Here is a 16,954-nt window from a genome sequence, read left to right on the forward strand (position 1 = left end):
GCTTCCGCCGCCGCCCGGTCTGCCGCGTCGAGCCACTCGACGAGTGCGGCGATGGTGATGACGGGCACGCCTTCTCGGTGCCCCAGTTCGACGAGCCGCGGCAGGCGCATCATGCTGCCGTCCTCGTCGACGATCTCGCAGATCGCCGCCGCGGGGCGCAACCCGGCGGCGGTGACGAGCTCGATCGCTGCTTCGGTGTGGCCCGCACGTTCGCGGACCCCGCCCGGTCGTGCGCGCAGGGGCACGACGTGTCCGGGTCGGTGCAGGTCGTCGCGCACGGAGGCCGGATCGGCGAGGACCCGGAGCGTCCGCGCACGGTCGTGCGCGCTGATCCCGGTGGTCACCCCGACGGCCGCGTCGACGGTCACGGTGTAGGCGGTGCCGCGGACGTCCTCGTTGTCCCGCACCATCGGCGGCAGGTCGAGTGCGTCCGCGATCTCGAGGCTCACCGGGGCGCAGATGAACCCGGACGAGTGCGCGACCGTCCAGGCGATCCACTCGGGTGTCGCGAGCTCGGCGGACAGGATGACGTCGCCCTCGTTCTCCCGGTGCTCGTCGTCCGCGACGATGACGGGACGGCCGACCGCGATCGCGGCGACGGCGTCCTCGATGCTCGACAGCGCGTCCATCTAGACCGCCTCGGCGACCCGGTCGAGCCGCAGCATCCGTCGGACGTGCCGTGCCAGGACGTCGGTCTCGATGTTCACGCGGTCCCCCGGCACGCGGGCACCGAGGGTCGTGGCCTCGAGCGTCTCCGGGATGAGGCTCACCTCGAACCAGGCGTCGCCCGCCGGGGTCTCCTCGTCGGAGACGGCGCTCACCGTGAGCGAGACGCCGTCGATCGCGATCGAACCCTTGTCGACGACGAGCGGGCTGAGCTCCGGTGCGAGCGAGAACCGCACGCGCCGCCAGCCGTCGCCGTCCGCGGTCTCGAGCACGGTGGCGGTGCCGTCGACGTGCCCCTGCACGATGTGGCCGCCGAGCCGGTCGCCGACGGAGGCCGCACGCTCGAGGTTCAGGCGGTCGCCGACGGCGAGCGAGCCGTGCGCGCTCATGTCGAGCGTCTGCTTCATGACGAACGCGGTGAAGGTCTCGGGGGTCTGCTCGACGACGGTCAGACAGACGCCGCTCGTCGCGATCGAGTCGCCGTGTCGGGCGTCGCGGACCACGAGGGGTCCGCGGACGGTGAGCGCGACGGAGTCGCCGTGCTGCTCGACGGCGGTGACGGTGCCGAGTTCCTCGATGATGCCGGTGAACACTGGTGTCCTCTCAACGGGACTCCGGGGGCGTTCGACGATCGTCGGCATCGACGGACGGGTCGTACCCACGGATCGCGGGACGTCTCGTCCGCCAGCGCGCCTCCCATCCGGACTCTCACCGTCGGTCCCGGAGTCCCACCGGGTCAACCTCTGCCGGGTTCGCACCCGTCATCAGTTCGTGGACTGTCACCACCGGTTCGGAATTGCACCGACCCCGGAGCGCTTGCGTACTCGGAACGATACCCCACACGGACGACGACGACACCGCACCGGTCGCACGGGCGTAACGGAGCGTCGTCGGCGCGCGATACGCCGGTGTTCCGTCGACACGAGACACCGTCCGGCTGACGAGACAGCGCCGCCCGCACGAGACACCGCAGGATCCGGCGGCGTCTCGCCAGACGGGCGGCGTCTCGCCAGACGGGCGGCGTCTCGCCAGACAGGCGGCGTCTCGACAGACGGGCGGCGTCTCGCCAGACAGGCGGCGTCTCGACAGACGGGCGGCGCCTCGCCGGCCACGCGGCGCACCGCCGGACGGGAGGCGCGGGGCGGCGCCGCACCGCGCCTCCAGGCCGCCGGGTGGTCTCGTGGGCCGCGGGGCGGACGCATGGTCCGCTCAGCCGCGACCGCGCGCCAGCGCGACCGCCTGCCGGAGCGACAGGTCGGGCAGGTAGGCGCGGACCACCGCGATCCCGATCGCCGGCAACGCGACCGGGTCCGGGTACGCGAGCACGAGCGGGTGCAGCTCCGGCCCGAACTTCAGCTTGAACCGCAACAGCGACCGGAACCCGTACACCGGCTCGAGCACGCCGCCGACGAGGCCGAGCAGGTCCTGCACGCCCTCGTTCGCCGGCGCTCCGTCCGAGGCCTGAGCGAGCGGTGCCGCGGACAGGCTGAGCCGTTCCACCCCGTCCTCCCGCATCCGGTCGGCAGCGCTCGCGACGAGGAACTCCATCACCCCGTTCGGTGCCGCTCCGGTCCGGCGCATGACGTCGAGCGTCCACCCGACGACCCGGCCCTCCCGGTGGCTCGGCAGCCAGCTCGTGACGGCGAGCACCGTGCCGTGCTCGTCCTGGGCGACGAGGATCCGGACGGCGGGGTCGCGCATCTCGTCGACGCCGCCGAGCGTGAAGCCCATCTCCGGCAGCTCGCGGTCGGCGACCCACTCCTCGGAGATCGCCTCGATCTGCCGCGTGGTCGATGCCGGGAGCTCCTGCCAGCTCGACCACGTCGCGGTGAGCCCCTCGCGCTTCGCCTTGTTGACCGAGGTCCGGACGTCCTGCTTCTTCTTGCCGCTCGTGGTCCAGGTGCGGGGGTCGAGGTCGGCGTCCTCCGCGACCGGGAGCGTTCCCCACCCCTGCGCGGTGAGCGTGCCGGCGGCGTCCGCGCCGATGCCGTAGAAGACGGCCGTCCACCCGTTGTCGTCGCACCAGCGGGCGAACGCGGTCATCGCGGAGCCTCGCGCGTCGGGCCATCCGAACGGGCCGCCCACCGTGACGGCGACGCGACCGTTGCGGCGGAACGCGACGCCGGCCCGACCGTCGGCGGCGAACCAGTAGGCGTTGCCGTGCCACGTCGTCATCCAGCCGAACGCGTCGCCACCACCGGCTTCGAGAAGGGCGCGAGCGCGCTCACGGTCCCGGCGCGTGCCGTCCGCGTCGGCGTCGGGTTCCACTGCGCCGGTCGGCCGGACGGCGGCGAAGGCGATCACGAACCAGAGCACCGGGCCGGCGAGTCCGAGCACCACGCGCAGCATCGGGTGGAGCGACGGGAGCCGGTCCCAGAACGTCACCGGGGCGATCGGGCCGAGTGCCGCGACGGCCAGGCGGAGCGGGTCCTCGACGTGCTGGGGCGACGACGCCGCCGTGACGAGGACGACCACGACGATCGTTCCCGCCGCGGCCGCCACGGTCACCGCGAAGGCGACGACCCGACGGCGCGAGGGCAGCACCGTGAAGGAACGGCGGAGGAGCACGAGGACGAGGGCGGTCGCGAGCGGGACGACGATCGACGCGGCGATGGACACCCCGACGATGAACTGGTCCTCGGTGCCGTGCAGCCGTTCGACCCTGCCCGGGACCGCCCCGTACGTGACGGCCGCGGCGAGCGCGGTCACCACGTCGACGACCACCACGAGCCAGACCGCGAACCGGCTGCCGCGGAACAGCCCGAGCCCCGCGACGACGAGCACCAGCAGCGGTGCCGCGGCGAGGACCACGGTCCACGGGTCGGTCGCGCGGTACGCCAGCAGGGATCGGAGGCACTCCCCCGCGATCCCGTCCGCCCGGCACCCGTGCACCGGGGTGACCGGTCCGGCGCCCACCACGGCGGCGAGCGGCGCGAGGATGCCGACCCGAGCGCGGGAGACGAGCGCGATGACCGGCCCCACTGCGGAGACCAGGACGACGGTGCCGAGCAGCACCCGGGTCTCGCGGTGGGAACTGCGCACCCACCCGCTCCGCTTCGGCGTGCGGCGGAGGAGCTCGCCGAGGACCCAACCGGCCCCGGCCGCGAGGACGGCGTACAGGTCCGAGGCGTGTCCCGCGTACAGGAGCAGTGCCGCGACGACGGCGAGGGCGTTCACCCGGATGCGCCGCCGCCAGAGCGGACCGGCGAAGGCGCTCGCGGTCACGATCGTCCCGACGATGGCGGTCCAGGGGTCGAAGCTCGTCGCCCGCCCGAGCAGCAGGGGGCCGACGTCGCGGCCGTCCGTGTCGACGAAGGCACTCAGCGCACCGATCCCCGTGCCGACCACGGTCGTCACGACGAACGCGAGCGCGGTCCGCCACGACCCCATCAGGCGTTCGGCTGCGCCGACCAGGACGACGACCCCGGCGAGGGTGAGCAGGAGCGCCAGCACGCCGGTGGAGACCGCGAAGACCCGGAACGGGCCGTACGAGACCGGCCCGCCACCGTGCAGGACGCGCAGCACCACGGCGGTGACCGACGTGGCGAGCACGAGCAGGACGATCGTGGTCGTGACGGGGTGCCGACGGATCGTCCGCCAAGCGCGGCGGACGGCCGTCACGGTGCCACCTGACACCACGGTGCCACCTGCCATCACAGCGCACCCGACGTCGCCGGGAGCCCGAGGTGCGCGAGGACCGCAGGCAGCCCGTGCGCCAGGACGTACCGCACGGTGTTCCAGTCGTGGGCCGACCCCGGGGACACCACGAGCGAGGTCTGCATGCCCTCGCGCTCGGCGACGGCCCGCAGTGCCGCGGTCGACGCCCGGTACGGCGCGTCGTCCTGCCCGACCCCGAAGACCGTCAGGTGGTCCCGGTACCGGCCGTGCGCGGTCATGATGGCACTCGGCGACGCCGCACGGTAGGCGGCCGCCGACCCGCCGAAACCCTCGGCGATCGTGTGCTGGACGCTGCCGTTGCGAGGGGCGAGTTCGCTCGAGATCGCGAGGGCGCTCCCGAAGACGTCCGGGTGGGCGGTCGAGAACTGCATCGCGCAGGTGGCCCCCTCGGAGAACCCGACGATCCCCCACGCGTTCGGCGCCGTCGCGACGGGCAGGTGCTGGCGGATCCACCGCACGGTGTCGGTCATCACGTACGTGGCACTCCGGCCGAGGGGACGGGAGTCGACGCACATCGGGTTGTGCGCCGGTGCGCCGAGCTGGTCCGGTGCGACGACGATCGGGGCGAGTCCGTGGTGCGCGTCGGCATACCGGTCAAGGTACCGACCGAGGTCGCCGGTCTGGAACAGGTCGGACGGCTCGCCCGGCTGCCCGGAGAGCGCGATGAGCACGGGGAGCGTCGGCGGGTGTGCGGTCCGGGCGGCCGGCGGGAGCCAGACCACGGCCTTCCGGGCACGGAAGTGCGAGGTGGTCCCCGGGATCCGCACGCTCAGGGTCTCCCCTCCGCGCGGCATGCCCGCCGGAGCGTGCCAGTGCACTCCGTCCACCACCTGGTCGGCGTTCGTGGCGTCCGGCCGTGCGCTTAGCGACCGGGTCGGGTACGGGTTCGTCGCGATGGCCTGCTCGACGTCCTTGTAGAACCCGAAGTCCACGTTCACCCCGAGACCGGCGGAGAGCGCGACCACCGCCGCCGCACCGACGGCGACGACGCGCAGGGTCCAGCCGCCCTGGACGAGGACCACGACCAGCAGTGCGATCGCGGCGCACGCGAACGCGATCCACATGCGGGTCACCGGCGTGAAGGACACCCCGAACAGGTCGAGCACGTCACCGGTCCACCACACCGCCACCAGCCCGATCCCTGCGCCGACCACCAGCGACGCCGTCCGGACGAGCACCGCTCGGACCGGGTGCTGGCGCGTCCGGCGGAGGACCGGCGCGACCACGACGAAGACGGTCAGCAGGGCTGCGGCGACGTCGACGGGGACGAGCACGTCGGGGCCGGTGACGGGGATGCGCAGGAGGTCGTGGAGCACGGTCTCATCGTGGCGTCGGCCCGCTGCCGGGCGGCCGCGGAGCCGCTTCTGCTGTGCACAGGTTCGGCATCGACGGCTCCCAGGAGTCGATCGGACGTTTCCCAGCTGCGGGCACGGGGACGAGGGGCACCGCGCGGCGGTGCCCCTCGTGCCATCGTTCGGTCAGTGCCGCTTGCGCAGCACCCTGGTCCCCGCTCCGGCCAGCAGCAGGAGCAGTGCGATGCCCAGGGGCGCGACCGGCGAGGTCGCTCCCGTGTAGGCGAGGGCGGGCTGGGTGCTCGAGGCGCCGACCGTGCGCGCGACGGTCTGTGCGACCGTCGGGACGCCGGTGGCCGTCGCGAGCACGGTCACCGTCCTGGAGGCACCGGTCGCCGCCGACACGTCGGCTGCGGTCACCGGGGTGGTCGCCGTTCCGGGCGTGCTGCCGTCGCCGACGCCGGTCCCGTCACCGGGGTCCGTGCCGTCACCCGGCGTGGTGCCGCCACCGGGCGTGGTACCGTCACCGGGGTCGGTCCCGTCACCCGGGTCCGTGCCGTCACCGGGGTCCGTACCACCACCGGGGTTCGTGCCGGTTCCCGGGGTGGTGGTGCTGGTGCCGTCGCCGACGATGCCGATCCCGTTGCCGCCGATGGTGATCGGGAGGCTGATGACCGGGGTCAGCTGGGTCCCGGAGAGGAGCCCACCGTCGCCGGAGGTCGTTCCTCCGGCAGTCGGGGTCGTGCCCGTGGCGCCGGTCGGGGCCGTCGAACCGGTGCTCGTGCCGTCACCGACCAGGCCGATGCCGTTCCCGCCGATCGTCACCGGCAGCGAGACCACCGGGGACACCTGCGAACCCGAGGCGACCCCGTCCGAACCGGAGGTCGAACCCCCGGCGGCAGGGGTCGTGCCCGTGGAGCCCGCCGTCGACAGGGTCGTCGAACCGGTGCTCGTGCCGTCACCGACCAGGCCGATGCCGTTCCCGCCGATCGTCACCGGCAGCGAGACCACCTGGGACCAGGGGTCGTGCCCGTGGAGCCCGTCGCCGGCGTCGTCGAACCAGCCGACGCGCCGTCACCGAGGACACCGATGCCGTTGCCCGACACCGCGATCGGGACCGAGACGACCGGAACGACCTGGGTGCCCGACGCGGTTCCGTCCGAGCCGGAGGTCGAACCCCCGGCGGCAGGGGTCGTGCCCGTGGAACCGGCCGTCGACAGGGTCGTCGAACCGGTGCTCGTGCCGTCACCGACCAGGCCGATGCCGTTCCCACCGATCGTCACCGGCACCGAGACCACCGGGGACACCTGCGAACCCGAAGCGACCCCGTCCGAACCGGAGGTCGAACCCCCAGCGGCAGGAGTCGTGCCCGTCGAACCCGTCGCCGGCGCCGTCGAACCAGCCGACGCGCCGTCGCCGAGGACACCGATGCCGTTGCCCGACACCGTGATCGGGACCGAGACGACCGGCGCCACCTGGGTGCCCGACGCCGTCCCGTCCGAACCCGACGTCGTCGGAGCCGACGACGCTGTCGGAGCGGCGGACGTCGGTGCAGCCGATGCCGTGGCGGGCGTCGACGCCGAGGTGGCGTCTCCCCCGACCGCGATCGCGTTGCCGGAGGCGGTCACCGGGGCGGTGACGTCACCGGCGACCTGCGTGCCCGACGCGATGCCGTCCGAACCTGACGTCGCCGGAGCAGCGGCCGGTGCCGGAGCGGTCGCTGCGGGTGCCGGAGCGGCAGCGGGCGCCGGCGCCGACGCCGCAGCGTCGCCGCCGACGGCGATCGCGTTGCCGGAGACGTGCACGGGGGCCGTGACGTCCGGGACGACCTGGGTCCCGGACGCGACACCGTCAGTTCCCGAGGTGGACGGAGCCGCCGCCGGTGCTGCGGGTGCCGCGGGGGTGGCTGCCGGCGCGCTGCTCGTGACCGCGGACACCGCGTCCCCGAGGACTCCGAGTGCGTTGCCGGTCGCGGACACCGGGGCTTCGATGGACGGTGCCACCTGGGTTCCAGAAGCGGTGCCGTCCGCGCCGGAGGTCGTGGCCGCGTTCGCCGCAGCAGCACCCCCGAGCGTCAGCCCGCCGACGAAGAGGGCGAACCAGAGCCCTCTGGAGACGTACTTGTTCATGATCGTTGCTCCCTGATCGAGATGTGGGGCCGACCGCGATGGCGGCCGGTGGTGCGTGCCTGCCGTGACGGACAGGCGCACCGATCTCAGTCAGGGGCGACGTCGTGCTCGCCGACGACCGACGCGGGGACGGCGTCGTCGGAGAGGGTGCCGCGTGACCCCGCGGCGAGGGAGATCTGTCCGCCGGTGGAACCGACGATTCCGACGGCGGCTGCGGCGCCCGCCGAACCCGCGGCGCTGCCGCCGAGGACCCCGGGGCCGCTCCCGTCGAAGGGGCCGTCACCGTGCCCGGTGCCGTGCCCCTCGGGGACGAGGAGCGCGCGGCCGCCGTACGCGACGTCCTGCACGGCGTCTGCGGCCTGCGCGGCGCCGGCGACCACCGTCGCCCGCGTGGCGGACGCGGAGGTGGTCTGCGCGGATTCGGAACGCTGCGCCGCTGCGGGCGTCACCGCCGCAGCCGTGACTGCGACGCGCGCACCGGTGGCCGACGTCGTTGACCCGGACGGCGTGGTGGAGCCGCCACCCACCGGGCCGGAGGGGGCACCGGGGACGGGATCCGTGCCTCCAGGCAGGGTGCCGCCGAGCACCGGGGGCAGGCCGTCGACCGCGCCGGGGAGGGAACCGACTGTCGTCCCGACGCCACCGAGGGTGTCGTCGACGAGTCCGGTGACCGGGCGGGTGACGGTCCCGAGCGTGTCGTCACCGACGACCGCTCCCACGATCGGCAGACCACCGAGCACCTGGTCGAGCGTGTGGACGACGGTGGTCACGGGACGCGCGTCGGTGAGCGACTGCACGGTGCCGGTGACGGGGCGCAGCACGGTCACGACCGCGTCGGTGAGCGGCCTGGAGGCACTGCTCGCCGCCGTCGGCTCGGCCTGCGTCGCGGGGGTGGTCGGTGCGGTCGCGGCGGCCGGCGCGTGCGAGGCGGCGGGCGCCGACGTGCTCGGTGCGGCGGGTGCCGGAGCGGCCGCCACGGGAGCGGGGCTCGACGGCGCGGCAGCCGGTGCCGGGGCGGCGGGGGCCGGCGCTGCTGCGGCCGGCGCAGGTGCTGCGGGCAACGGAGCCGGTGCTACCGGAGCGGGTGCGGGTGCGGCAGGTGCCGGAGCAGGTGCAGGTGCAGTCGGAGCGGGTGCCACCGGCGCGACCGCCGTCCGGACGGGTTCCACGACGTCCTGCACGACGTGTCCGACCCCGCCGGTGACGCCGTGGACGGTGTCGCCGAGGCCCTGGACCAGGCCGCCGACCACCCCGCGCTGCTGGGTCTGGGGTGCGGTGGCGGGTGTCGCCGCGGAGGCCGGACGGGCGCCCAGGACGAGCGTGAGCAGTACGAGGGCAGCGGCGATCCCGACGCCGAGGACGGCGTACCGGACGATCGCGCGCCAGGGTGCGCACATCGGCTGGTCCATGCGCTCACCTCCTGATCTCGGCTGCGCACGTAGAGTGGTTGATCGGCACGGTACGCCGCTCCGCGCCGGAACGCACCCTGTTTCGGAAGAAATCGTCAGGAAAGGCCGGTTTTGGTCTCGATCTTCAACGCTCCGACCCGCAACCTCGACATCGTGACGCTGCACGAGATCCTGCGCCTCCGCCAGGACGTCTTCGTCGTCGAGCAGGGGGCCGCCTACCCCGACATCGACGGGCGAGACCTCGAGCCGGGCACGTTGCAGTTCTGGGCGGGGCAGGGGTCCGTCGACGCCACGCTCCGGCTCCTCCGCGAACCGGACGGCACGGAGCGCATCGGCCGAGTCGCCACCGCGGCCGCTGCACGCGGTCAGGGTCTCGCGGCGCAGTTGATGGAGGCCGCCATCGCCGAGGCACGCTCGCCGCGGATCGCGATCGACGCGCAGGCGCACCTCGAGCAGTGGTACGCCCGGTTCGGGTTCGTGCGCTCGGGCGAGGACTTCTCCGAGGACGGCATCCCGCACCTCCCGATGGCGCGGACGCGCTGACCGTCAGGCACGCCAGCGGCGGAGTTCGTCGAACGACCGGCCCTGGTGCGCGCGGTCCGCGACGAGCCGCTCGAAGACGATGTTCGTCTGGGTCGTGGCCACCGACGGGTCCCCGCTGAGCTCGTCGGCCACGAAGTCCCGGAGCTGCTCGGTGGACGTGCAGGCGATGTGCACCAGGAAGTCCTTGTCCCCGGCGAGGAACGACACGTCCTGCACGACGGGCACCCGGAGCAGGCGCTTCGCGAAGTCGCGGAGCTCGTGGCGTGCCGCGGCGTGCACCCGCACGGAGACCATCGCCTCGATCGCGAACCCGAGCCGGGCGACGTCCACCTCGGCGCGGTAGCCGCGGATGATCCCGGCGTCCTCGAGGGCGCGGACCCGGGTCAGGCAGGTCGATGGTGCGATGCCCACCGCCGCGGCCAGCCGGTTGTTCGGGATCCGGGCGTCGGCGGCCAGGGTCCAGAGGATCCGCTCGTCGACCTCGTCGAGACGCGGAGCGGGGTCGGGGCGGCGGACGGGACGATCGGACACGCCTCGACGCTACCGGGTCACTCCGCTGGCCGCGCCGCGGCCGTGGTGACGCAGTCATCGCGCCCTGTCCTGACGCCCTGGTGGTGACCACCCCTGGAGGCCCCGCCCGCGTCGACGACGCGAGCCGCGCCTCCAGGCGGTTGCGACCACCGCCCCGGCCCGCGCCGACCTGCGAGGTGCCCGAGCATGCACGCAGACGACGTGACGATCCTCGGAGTCGCAGCGTCCCACGGACGGACGCGGAGCCCCGCGACCGGACAGGAGACCCCATGAGCACCACCGACCACGACGACACCACGACCGGCAAGCCGTCCTTCCGCGACACCGTCACCGCGGGACTCGTGCAGAAGGCCCTCGAGCCGGTGCTGCGTGCCGTCCGCGACGAGGTCGCCTCGGCGCGGCGGGAGATCTCTGAACGGGCGAGCGGCGCGAAGATCGGCCTGGTGCTCGCCGGCATCGCCGTGGGCTTCGCGCTGACGACGCTCGTCCTGCTCGCCGGCCTCGTGGTCGCACTGATCGCCCTCGCGCTGCCGGTGTGGGCCGCGGTGGGCATCACGTTCGCGGTGTTCGCGATCGTCACGGCGGTCCTCGGCGTCGTCGGCCTCCGTGGCATCCGCCGTGGTGTCCCGCCGGTGCCGACGGACACCATCCACGAGGCGAAGGAGCGGGTGACGAACCGCTGAGGCCGGACGCCGCTACATCGCGAGCGTCATGCCGACGACGGCGACCGTCATCGCGAAGACCTCGCCGCTCCGCACGGCCCGTCGGTCCTCGCGGGCCCACTCGTACCGGAGCAGCCACCCGCTGAACGCCGAGTAGCCGATCACGCCGGCGCCGAGCACCGCGGTCAACGCGATCCCGTGCCCGGCGTGTCCGTCCGCGATGCCGGTCGCGTGGCCCATCAGGAGCATGCCCGCCATCACGACCGCGGAGAGCGCGCGGTGCACGTCCATGGGCTCGGCCCGGCGACCGTCCGCTCGACGACGGCGCATCACCGGCAGCGGGGCGAGGAGCAGCAGCAGGGTCGCCGCGAGGAGCGTCCACACGGCCCCCGCGTGCACGACGGGCATCAGCATCGCGACGAGCATCACCGTCGCGGGGACGATCACGCCCGGCCGCGGCCGGTAGCGGTCACCGACGATGCAGCAGACCGACGCGAACTGCGGCACGACGAGCATGGCGTCGGCGACGGTCTCGTGCACGGCGTGTCCTCGGGTGCGGCGGCTGGTGCGGGGTGGGTCAGTCCTCGGCGCGGGAAGCGGCCTTCGCGGCGCGTTCCTGCTTCACGCGGGCGTTCTCGGCGTGCACGGCGGCCTGGGTCGCACGCTCACGGACGAGCCACTCGGGCTTCTGCTCGAGCAGCGTCTTGATCTCGGACGTGGTCAGCGGCTCGTCGATGCCCGCACGGGTCAGCCCCGAGATCGACACGCCGAGCTTCTGCGCCACGACGGGTCGCGGGTGGGGGCCGTCGCGACGGAGGTCCTCGAGCCAGGTCGGGGGTTCCGTGCGGAGTTCGTCGAACGCGGTCCGGCTGATCGGCGCTCTCTGGAAGGTCTCCGGGGCGGCCGCCAGCAGGATGCCGAGCTTCTTCGCGGCCGTCTCGGGCTTCATGGTCTGTTCCTGCGCCATACCCCCAAGGGTACGGCCCCTATGCTCGGTTGCATGACCGCGGCCCTCACCATCGCCTTCGTACCAGGGGTGTCCCCGGCGAAGTGGGCACGCGTCTGGCGCGACCGCTTCCCCGAGACCGACCTCCGTCTCCGTCCGATCGGAGCCGACGAGGTGGTCGACGCACTCGCTGACGAGGCCGACATGGCCTTCGTCCGAGCGCCCTTCCCGGACGGCCACAACGCCATCCCGCTCTGGACCGAGACCGCGGTCGTCGCGGTCCCGAAGGACTCCCCGCTCGCCGACCTCGCCCAGATCGACCTCGCCGAGACCGACGTGCACGTCGTCGACGCCGGGCCCGTCCCGGCCGACGTCGACGCCGCCCTCGACCTCGTCCAGGCCAACGTCGGTGTCGTGGTGCTCCCCCAGTCGCTCTTCCGCGCGGCGAGCCGCAAGGACCTCGTCGCGCGCCCGCTCGTCGACGCACCTGGTACCCGGATCGCGCTCGTCTGGCGCGACGAGGACGCCTCCGACACGACGGAGGAGTTCATCGGCGTGGTGCGCGGGCGGACCGCGAACAGTTCGCGGGGCACGCAGGACGAGCCTGGAGGCACGGATCGCGCCGCGGACGCCGGCTCGCGTCCGTCGGGTGGCGGCAAGGCGACCGCTGCGAACAAGAAGACCGTCGCCAAGCGGGGTGCCACGAAGGGCACCGGCGCGAAGAGCGGCGGGGGCAAGAACTCCACCGGGCGCGGCCGGGTGCAGCGCGGCATGAAGGGCAAGCCGAAGCGCGGCTCGAAGGGCAACCGCTAGCGCATCACAGCTGCGGCTGCGCGTGCGACGCGCTCGCCCCGGGTGTCCTCGGCGGCCGCTCGGGCAGCGGTGACCACCCGGGTGTCGGCGCGCACGGCGGACCCGGCGTCGAACGGTGGCTGCGGGTCGTACTCGATCTGCAGCTGGATCGCCTCGGCCGCGGGCTGACCGGCGAGCTCGGCCGCGAGCCACAGCGCCATGTCGATGCCCGCGCTGACCCCGGCCGCGGTCACGATCGCACCGTCGTCGACCACGCGGTCGTCGACGGGCTGCGCACCGAACGCCGCGAGCATGGGCTTCGACGCCCAGTGCGTCGTCGCACGCTTCCCCGCCAGGAGCCCTGCACCGCCGAGCACGAACGCACCCGTGCAGACCGACGTCACCCACGTGGCCCGCTCGGCCTCGCGCCGGACGAACCCGATCACCTCGGGGTCGAGCATGGCGTCGAACGCGCCGTCGCCACCGGGGACCACGAGGACGTCGGCGGGCCCGGCCTCGGCGATCGTCGTCGTCGGCACGAGCGCCAGCCCGCAGTCGCTCGGCACCGGGTCGAGCGTCGCGGCGACGTACTCGACGCGGGCTCCCGGTACCCGGGTCAGCACCTGCGCCGGACCCGTCAGGTCGAGCTGTGTGAGGTCGGGGAACAGCAGGAACGAGATCCGGACCTCGTCGGGGTCGTGGTCGGGCGTGACCGCGTCGTCGCTCGGCTCGGCCACCGGGACGTCCGTGTCGACCGGCACCTCGACCACCTCGGCGTCGACCGGGTGGACGGGGCGGACGCGCGGGTTCTCGGAGCTCATGTCGCGACCCTAGCGCTGCTGCGAGGACCGCGTTCCGGTCAGGCCCAGACGCCGGAGGTCCCCCGGCGGTGGCTGCCTACGAGGTGCGTGTCGACGATCCCGAGCGCCTCCATCAGGGCGTACATCGTGGTCGGCCCGACGAAGGCGAACCCCCGCTTCCGCAGCGCCTTCGACAGCGCCACGGACTCGTCGGACTTCGTCGGGACCTCGGCGTAGGAGTGCGGCTCGGGTGTGGTCGTGGGCCGGAACGACCACACGAACTCGCTCAGGCCACCGTCGTCACGCAGGGCGATCGTGGCGTTCGCGTTCGTGATGGTCGCGAGGATCTTGGCCCGGTTCCGGACGATGCCGGCGTCGGCCATCAGACGTGCGACGTCGTCCTCACCGAACTGCGCCACGGTGTCGGCGTCGAAGTCCGCGAAGGCCGCACGGAACGCCGGCCGCTTCGCCAGGATCGTCCGCCACGACAGACCGGACTGGAACGCCTCGAGCGAGAGCCGTTCGAACACGCCCCGCTCGTCACGCACGGGCATGCCCCACTCGGTGTCGTAGTAGCTCCGGAGCAGCTCGTCCGTCGACGCCCACACCGGCCGCGCGAGCCCGTCGTCCCCGACCACGAGGTCCGACGACGGCGGTGCGGGTTCAGTGGTCATGGCACCATCCTGGCGCGGGCCGCCGACAGCCGACGCCACGGCCCTCGGTCACTCGGCGGGCGGGCCGTCCTGCGCCGCCTGCGGATCCATCCACACGTACTCCCAGCGGTGACCGTCCGGGTCGGTGAAGCTCCGCTGGTACATGAACCCGAGGTCCATCTCCCCGCGGTCCTCGGTGCCGCCGGACATCACCGCGGCGTCGACGATGCGGTGGACCTCGTCCTTCGACGGCGCACTGAGCGAGTTGATGACCTCGATGGTTCCCGCGTCGGCGATCGTCTTGTCGGTGAACTCGGCGAACTTGGCGTGCGTGAGCACCATGAGGTAGATGGTGTCGCTCACCACGACGCACGCCGCGGTGTCGTCGGTGAACGCCGGGTTGATCGAGTAGCCGAGTGCCTCGTAGAACGCCTTCGAGCGCTCGAGGTCGGCGACGGGCAGGTTGATGAAGACCATCGTGTCCATGGGGAGGTTCCTTTCGTCGTGCTCAACCTGGCGCGTCGGAGGGTGGAGCGCAACCGTTCCATCGGCGAAGCAAGTGGAACGCAATGTACTGGACGGACGACCGCCCGCGTCGACAGCCTGCACCGCGCCTCCAGGCCGACCGCCGTGGAACGACGAAACCGCTGTCGCACGACAGCGGTTTCGTCGTTCCGGGTCGGCAGGAGCCACTCAGCCCCGCCGACCGCAGCCGTCAGGCGAGCTCGCGCCCCTCGCCGGCGGCCTTCTGGTGCGCCTCGGCCTCGGCCTGGCCGATGATGTCCTCCGCCGGGACGGGGTTCAGCCGGTCCCAGAGGAAGAAGAGCAGCCCGCCGACGAGCATCGACAGCCCGACCCACAGGTTGATGTGGATGCCGCCGGTCTTCTCCGGGTCGGTGTTCCAGTGGACGATGCCGACGATGGTCGTGATCACGCCGTACAGGACGAACAGGCCACCGAGGATGCGACGCAGGTCGAGTCGGCGGGTGGAACGGACGAGGGCGGCCTTCTGCTCCTCGGTCATGGCGGTGTTGGTGTCGCTCATGGGAGATCTCCTTCGGTGATCAGAGGAACGGGAGGTAGAGGACGACGCACAGCACGAGTGCGACCGTGCCGAGCAGCGCGGGCGAGCGGTACCAGGCGGTGTCGGTCGCCACGGAGTCGCCGTGCAGGTCGATCTTGCCGATGCCGTAGACCAGGCCGCCGAGTTCCTTCTCGGCCTTCGGCTTGGTGAACATCGACACGACGAAGCCGACGACGAGCACGGTGACGAACGAGATGATCGCGCCGTACAGGGTCTCGGCGGTCGCGGTGGCGAACAGCTTCGGGTTCACGAGGTACGCGATCCAGGTGATCGTCGGCGTGACGATGCCGAGGATGTAGCCCCAGAGCGCACCGGCGGTGGTCATCCGCTTCCAGAGCAGACCGAGGATGAACACGGCGAACAGCGGCGCGTTGAAGAACGAGAACAGCGTCTGCATGTAGGTCATGATGTTCGACGCCTGCGCGGCGATGAACGCGGTCGCGATGCCGATGAGCACACCGACGACGGTCACCCAGCGACCGGTCTTCAGGTAGTGCAGGTCGGGCATGTTCGGCTTGATGTACCGCTGCCAGATGTCGTACGTGAAGACCGTGTTGAAGGACGAGACGTTCGCCGCCATGCCGGCCATGAACGAGGCGAGCAGACCGGTGACCGCGACGCCGAGCACGCCGGTGGGCAGGTACATCTGGATGAGCTTCGGGATCGCGTCGTTGTAGTCCAGCGCACCGGAGGCGAACTGGTTGCCGACGACGGCCGCGGCGATCAGGCCGGGGATGACGACGATCGCGGGGATGAAGAGCTTCGGGATCGCGGCGATGAGCGGGGTGCGGCGGGCAGCGGACATGTTCTTCGCCGAGAACGCGCGCTGGACCTCGGTGAAGTTCGTCGTCCAGTAGCCGAAGCCGAGGACGAAGCCCAGGCCGAGCACGATGGCGAGCCAGTTCGCACCGATCGGGTTGGTGACGTCGCCGAAGCCGGTGCCGGCCCAGGCCTGCAGGTGCTGCACACCCTGGGTCTCGGTGATCGCCTTCGTCAGGCCGTTCCAGCCGCCGACGCGGTGCAGACCGACGATCGTCAGCGGGATGAGGCCGGCGATGATCACGAAGAACTGCATGACCTCGTTGTAGATCGCGCTGCTCAGGCCGCCCAACGTGATGTAGACGAGCACGAAGCCGGCGGAGACGATGATCGCGAGCCACTCCGGCCAGCCGAGCATCGCCTCGATGACGATCGCCATCGCGTAGAGGTTGATACCCGCGATGAGGACGTTCGACACCGCGAACGCGATCGAGTTCACCAGGTGCGGGGCCTTGCCGAACCGCCGCAGCATGAACTCGGGTACGGAGCGCACCTTCGAGCCGTAGTAGAAGGGCATCATCACGAGCCCGAGGAACACCATCGCCGGCACCGCGCCGACGAGGTAGTAGTGCAGGGTCGCCATGCCGATCTGGGCACCGTTGGCGGCCATGCCGAGGATCTCGGTCGCGCCGAGGTTCGCGGACACGAACGCCAGGCCCGTGATCCACGCGGGCATCGAGCGGCCCGAGAGGAAGAAGTCCATGCTCGTCCGGACCTGCTTCCGGGCGGTGAACCCGATCCCGATGACGACCGCGAAGTACACGATGATCATCAGGTAGTCGACCCAGCCCAGATCGAGCCGGATCCCGTTGTTCGCTGCAGCGAGAACCATTCAAACTCCACGTCAGTGTGTTGCGATCGACAACTCCGCCGACCCGGACGGGAACGTTACACCGATTTGTGACCGTTCACATAGCCGGGGTATGCATCGCGCCCGCAAGGGCCACGAG

The 16,954-nt window shown here is 72.4% G+C and carries 17 protein-coding genes, 1 pseudogene and 1 riboswitch; of the genes and pseudogenes, 3 read left to right on the forward strand and 15 right to left on the reverse strand.

Annotated elements, in window-relative coordinates:
• Window positions 1-5: 5 nt before the first annotated feature.
• The 7 genes and pseudogenes from ribB to CRP27_RS18175 all read right to left on the reverse strand — a co-directional run.
• A pseudogene (gene ribB, locus CRP27_RS06475) lies at window positions 6-629 on the reverse strand (3,4-dihydroxy-2-butanone-4-phosphate synthase); the annotation flags it as partial.
• Complete coding sequence (locus CRP27_RS06480; protein ID WP_097179899.1) at window positions 630-1,259, reverse strand: riboflavin synthase; 630 nt, start codon at window positions 1,257-1,259, stop codon at window positions 630-632.
• A gap of 91 nt (window positions 1,260-1,350) precedes the next feature.
• A riboswitch (FMN riboswitch) is annotated at window positions 1,351-1,485 on the reverse strand.
• 390 nt (window positions 1,486-1,875) lie between these two features.
• Entirely contained in the window at window positions 1,876-4,320 is a 2,445-nt protein-coding gene (locus CRP27_RS06485; protein ID WP_097179900.1) for a bifunctional lysylphosphatidylglycerol flippase/synthetase MprF, read from the reverse strand.
• A complete protein-coding gene (locus CRP27_RS06490; protein ID WP_097179901.1) occupies window positions 4,320-5,660 on the reverse strand; it encodes an alpha/beta hydrolase family protein in 1,341 nt (446 codons plus the stop codon). The genes CRP27_RS06485 and CRP27_RS06490 overlap by 1 nt, the downstream gene beginning before the upstream one ends.
• Window positions 5,661-5,822: 162 nt before the next feature.
• Window positions 5,823-6,647, reverse strand: coding sequence for a hypothetical protein (locus CRP27_RS06495; RefSeq protein WP_097179902.1), 825 nt, complete (start codon window positions 6,645-6,647; stop codon window positions 5,823-5,825).
• On the reverse strand, window positions 6,629-7,765 hold the full coding sequence (locus tag CRP27_RS06500) for a hypothetical protein (protein WP_097179903.1): 1,137 nt from the start codon (window positions 7,763-7,765) through the stop codon (window positions 6,629-6,631). The genes CRP27_RS06495 and CRP27_RS06500 overlap by 19 nt, the downstream gene beginning before the upstream one ends.
• Before the next feature lie 86 nt (window positions 7,766-7,851).
• Window positions 7,852-9,174, reverse strand: a complete 1,323-nt coding sequence (locus CRP27_RS18175; RefSeq protein ID WP_176505473.1) for a hypothetical protein — start codon at window positions 9,172-9,174, stop codon at window positions 7,852-7,854.
• A gap of 111 nt (window positions 9,175-9,285) precedes the next feature.
• On the opposite strand from CRP27_RS18175, the gene CRP27_RS06510 reads away from it, so the two are divergent.
• Window positions 9,286-9,717, forward strand: coding sequence for a GNAT family N-acetyltransferase (locus tag CRP27_RS06510; protein WP_079236646.1), 432 nt, complete (start codon window positions 9,286-9,288; stop codon window positions 9,715-9,717).
• Window positions 9,718-9,720: 3 nt separating this feature from the next.
• Here the strand turns inward: CRP27_RS06510 and CRP27_RS06515 are convergent, their stop codons facing one another.
• The gene (locus tag CRP27_RS06515) at window positions 9,721-10,248 is read right to left on the reverse strand and encodes an Lrp/AsnC family transcriptional regulator (RefSeq protein WP_079236647.1); all 528 of its coding nucleotides are present in this window, start codon (window positions 10,246-10,248) and stop codon (window positions 9,721-9,723) included.
• Window positions 10,249-10,517: 269 nt separating this feature from the next.
• Here CRP27_RS06515 and CRP27_RS06520 point away from each other — a divergent pair, with 269 nt between their 5' ends.
• Window positions 10,518-10,931 carry a phage holin family protein gene (locus CRP27_RS06520; RefSeq protein ID WP_097179904.1) on the forward strand — a complete coding sequence of 138 codons (414 nt, stop codon included), beginning with the start codon at window positions 10,518-10,520 and terminating at the stop codon, window positions 10,929-10,931.
• Window positions 10,932-10,943: 12 nt separating this feature from the next.
• Here CRP27_RS06520 and CRP27_RS06525 read toward each other — a convergent pair whose 3' ends face one another.
• Together CRP27_RS06525 and CRP27_RS06530 are read right to left on the reverse strand one after the other, a co-directional pair.
• The gene (locus tag CRP27_RS06525; protein ID WP_097179905.1) at window positions 10,944-11,450 is read right to left on the reverse strand and encodes a hypothetical protein; all 507 of its coding nucleotides are present in this window, start codon (window positions 11,448-11,450) and stop codon (window positions 10,944-10,946) included.
• A 37-nt stretch (window positions 11,451-11,487) separates the two neighbouring features.
• Entirely contained in the window at window positions 11,488-11,877 is a 390-nt protein-coding gene (locus tag CRP27_RS06530; protein ID WP_097179906.1) for a DUF5997 family protein, read from the reverse strand.
• A gap of 33 nt (window positions 11,878-11,910) precedes the next feature.
• On the opposite strand from CRP27_RS06530, the gene CRP27_RS06535 reads away from it, so the two are divergent.
• On the forward strand, window positions 11,911-12,669 hold the full coding sequence (locus tag CRP27_RS06535) for a LysR family transcriptional regulator substrate-binding protein (RefSeq protein ID WP_176505490.1): 759 nt from the start codon (window positions 11,911-11,913) through the stop codon (window positions 12,667-12,669).
• On the opposite strand, the gene CRP27_RS06540 is transcribed toward CRP27_RS06535, so the two are convergent.
• The 5 genes from CRP27_RS06540 to CRP27_RS06560 all read right to left on the reverse strand — a co-directional run bounded on the left by CRP27_RS06540 (window position 12,666) and on the right by CRP27_RS06560 (window position 16,836).
• On the reverse strand, window positions 12,666-13,469 hold the full coding sequence (locus tag CRP27_RS06540; protein WP_097179908.1) for a DJ-1/PfpI family protein: 804 nt from the start codon (window positions 13,467-13,469) through the stop codon (window positions 12,666-12,668). The two genes, CRP27_RS06535 and CRP27_RS06540, sit on opposite strands and share 4 nt — an antisense overlap.
• A gap of 38 nt (window positions 13,470-13,507) precedes the next feature.
• Entirely contained in the window at window positions 13,508-14,122 is a 615-nt protein-coding gene (locus tag CRP27_RS06545) for a DNA-3-methyladenine glycosylase I (protein WP_097179909.1), read from the reverse strand.
• A gap of 48 nt (window positions 14,123-14,170) precedes the next feature.
• Entirely contained in the window at window positions 14,171-14,587 is a 417-nt protein-coding gene (locus CRP27_RS06550) for a VOC family protein (RefSeq protein WP_097179910.1), read from the reverse strand.
• A gap of 229 nt (window positions 14,588-14,816) precedes the next feature.
• Complete coding sequence (locus CRP27_RS06555) at window positions 14,817-15,146, reverse strand: hypothetical protein (RefSeq protein ID WP_097179911.1); 330 nt, start codon at window positions 15,144-15,146, stop codon at window positions 14,817-14,819.
• A 19-nt stretch (window positions 15,147-15,165) separates the two neighbouring features.
• On the reverse strand, window positions 15,166-16,836 hold the full coding sequence (locus CRP27_RS06560; protein ID WP_097179912.1) for a sodium:solute symporter family protein: 1,671 nt from the start codon (window positions 16,834-16,836) through the stop codon (window positions 15,166-15,168).
• Window positions 16,837-16,954: the final 118 nt, after the last annotated feature.

The organism is Curtobacterium sp. 314Chir4.1 (assembly GCF_900215175.1).
In the GTDB taxonomy this organism is placed as follows: domain Bacteria; phylum Actinomycetota; class Actinomycetes; order Actinomycetales; family Microbacteriaceae; genus Curtobacterium; species Curtobacterium pusillum_A.

Bases quoted from the DNA above. Each gene is read 5' to 3' on its own strand.
- CRP27_RS06500 (WP_097179903.1), bottom strand. From the start codon at position 7,765: ATGAACAAGTACGTCTCCAGAGGGCTCTGGTTCGCCCTCTTCGTCGGC.
- CRP27_RS06545 (WP_097179909.1), bottom strand. From the start codon at position 14,122: ATGACCACTGAACCCGCACCGCCGTCGTCGGACCTCGTGGTCGGGGAC.
- CRP27_RS06535 (WP_176505490.1), top strand. From the start codon at position 11,911: ATGACCGCGGCCCTCACCATCGCCTTCGTACCAGGGGTGTCCCCGGCG.
- CRP27_RS06555 (WP_097179911.1), bottom strand. From the start codon at position 15,146: ATGAGCGACACCAACACCGCCATGACCGAGGAGCAGAAGGCCGCCCTC.
- CRP27_RS06520 (WP_097179904.1), top strand. From the start codon at position 10,518: ATGAGCACCACCGACCACGACGACACCACGACCGGCAAGCCGTCCTTC.
- CRP27_RS06550 (WP_097179910.1), bottom strand. From the start codon at position 14,587: ATGGACACGATGGTCTTCATCAACCTGCCCGTCGCCGACCTCGAGCGC.
- CRP27_RS06485 (WP_097179900.1), bottom strand. From the start codon at position 4,320: ATGGCAGGTGGCACCGTGGTGTCAGGTGGCACCGTGACGGCCGTCCGC.
- CRP27_RS18175 (WP_176505473.1), bottom strand. From the start codon at position 9,174: ATGGACCAGCCGATGTGCGCACCCTGGCGCGCGATCGTCCGGTACGCC.
- CRP27_RS06530 (WP_097179906.1), bottom strand. From the start codon at position 11,877: ATGGCGCAGGAACAGACCATGAAGCCCGAGACGGCCGCGAAGAAGCTC.
- CRP27_RS06560 (WP_097179912.1), bottom strand. From the start codon at position 16,836: ATGGTTCTCGCTGCAGCGAACAACGGGATCCGGCTCGATCTGGGCTGG.
- CRP27_RS06540 (WP_097179908.1), bottom strand. From the start codon at position 13,469: ATGAGCTCCGAGAACCCGCGCGTCCGCCCCGTCCACCCGGTCGACGCC.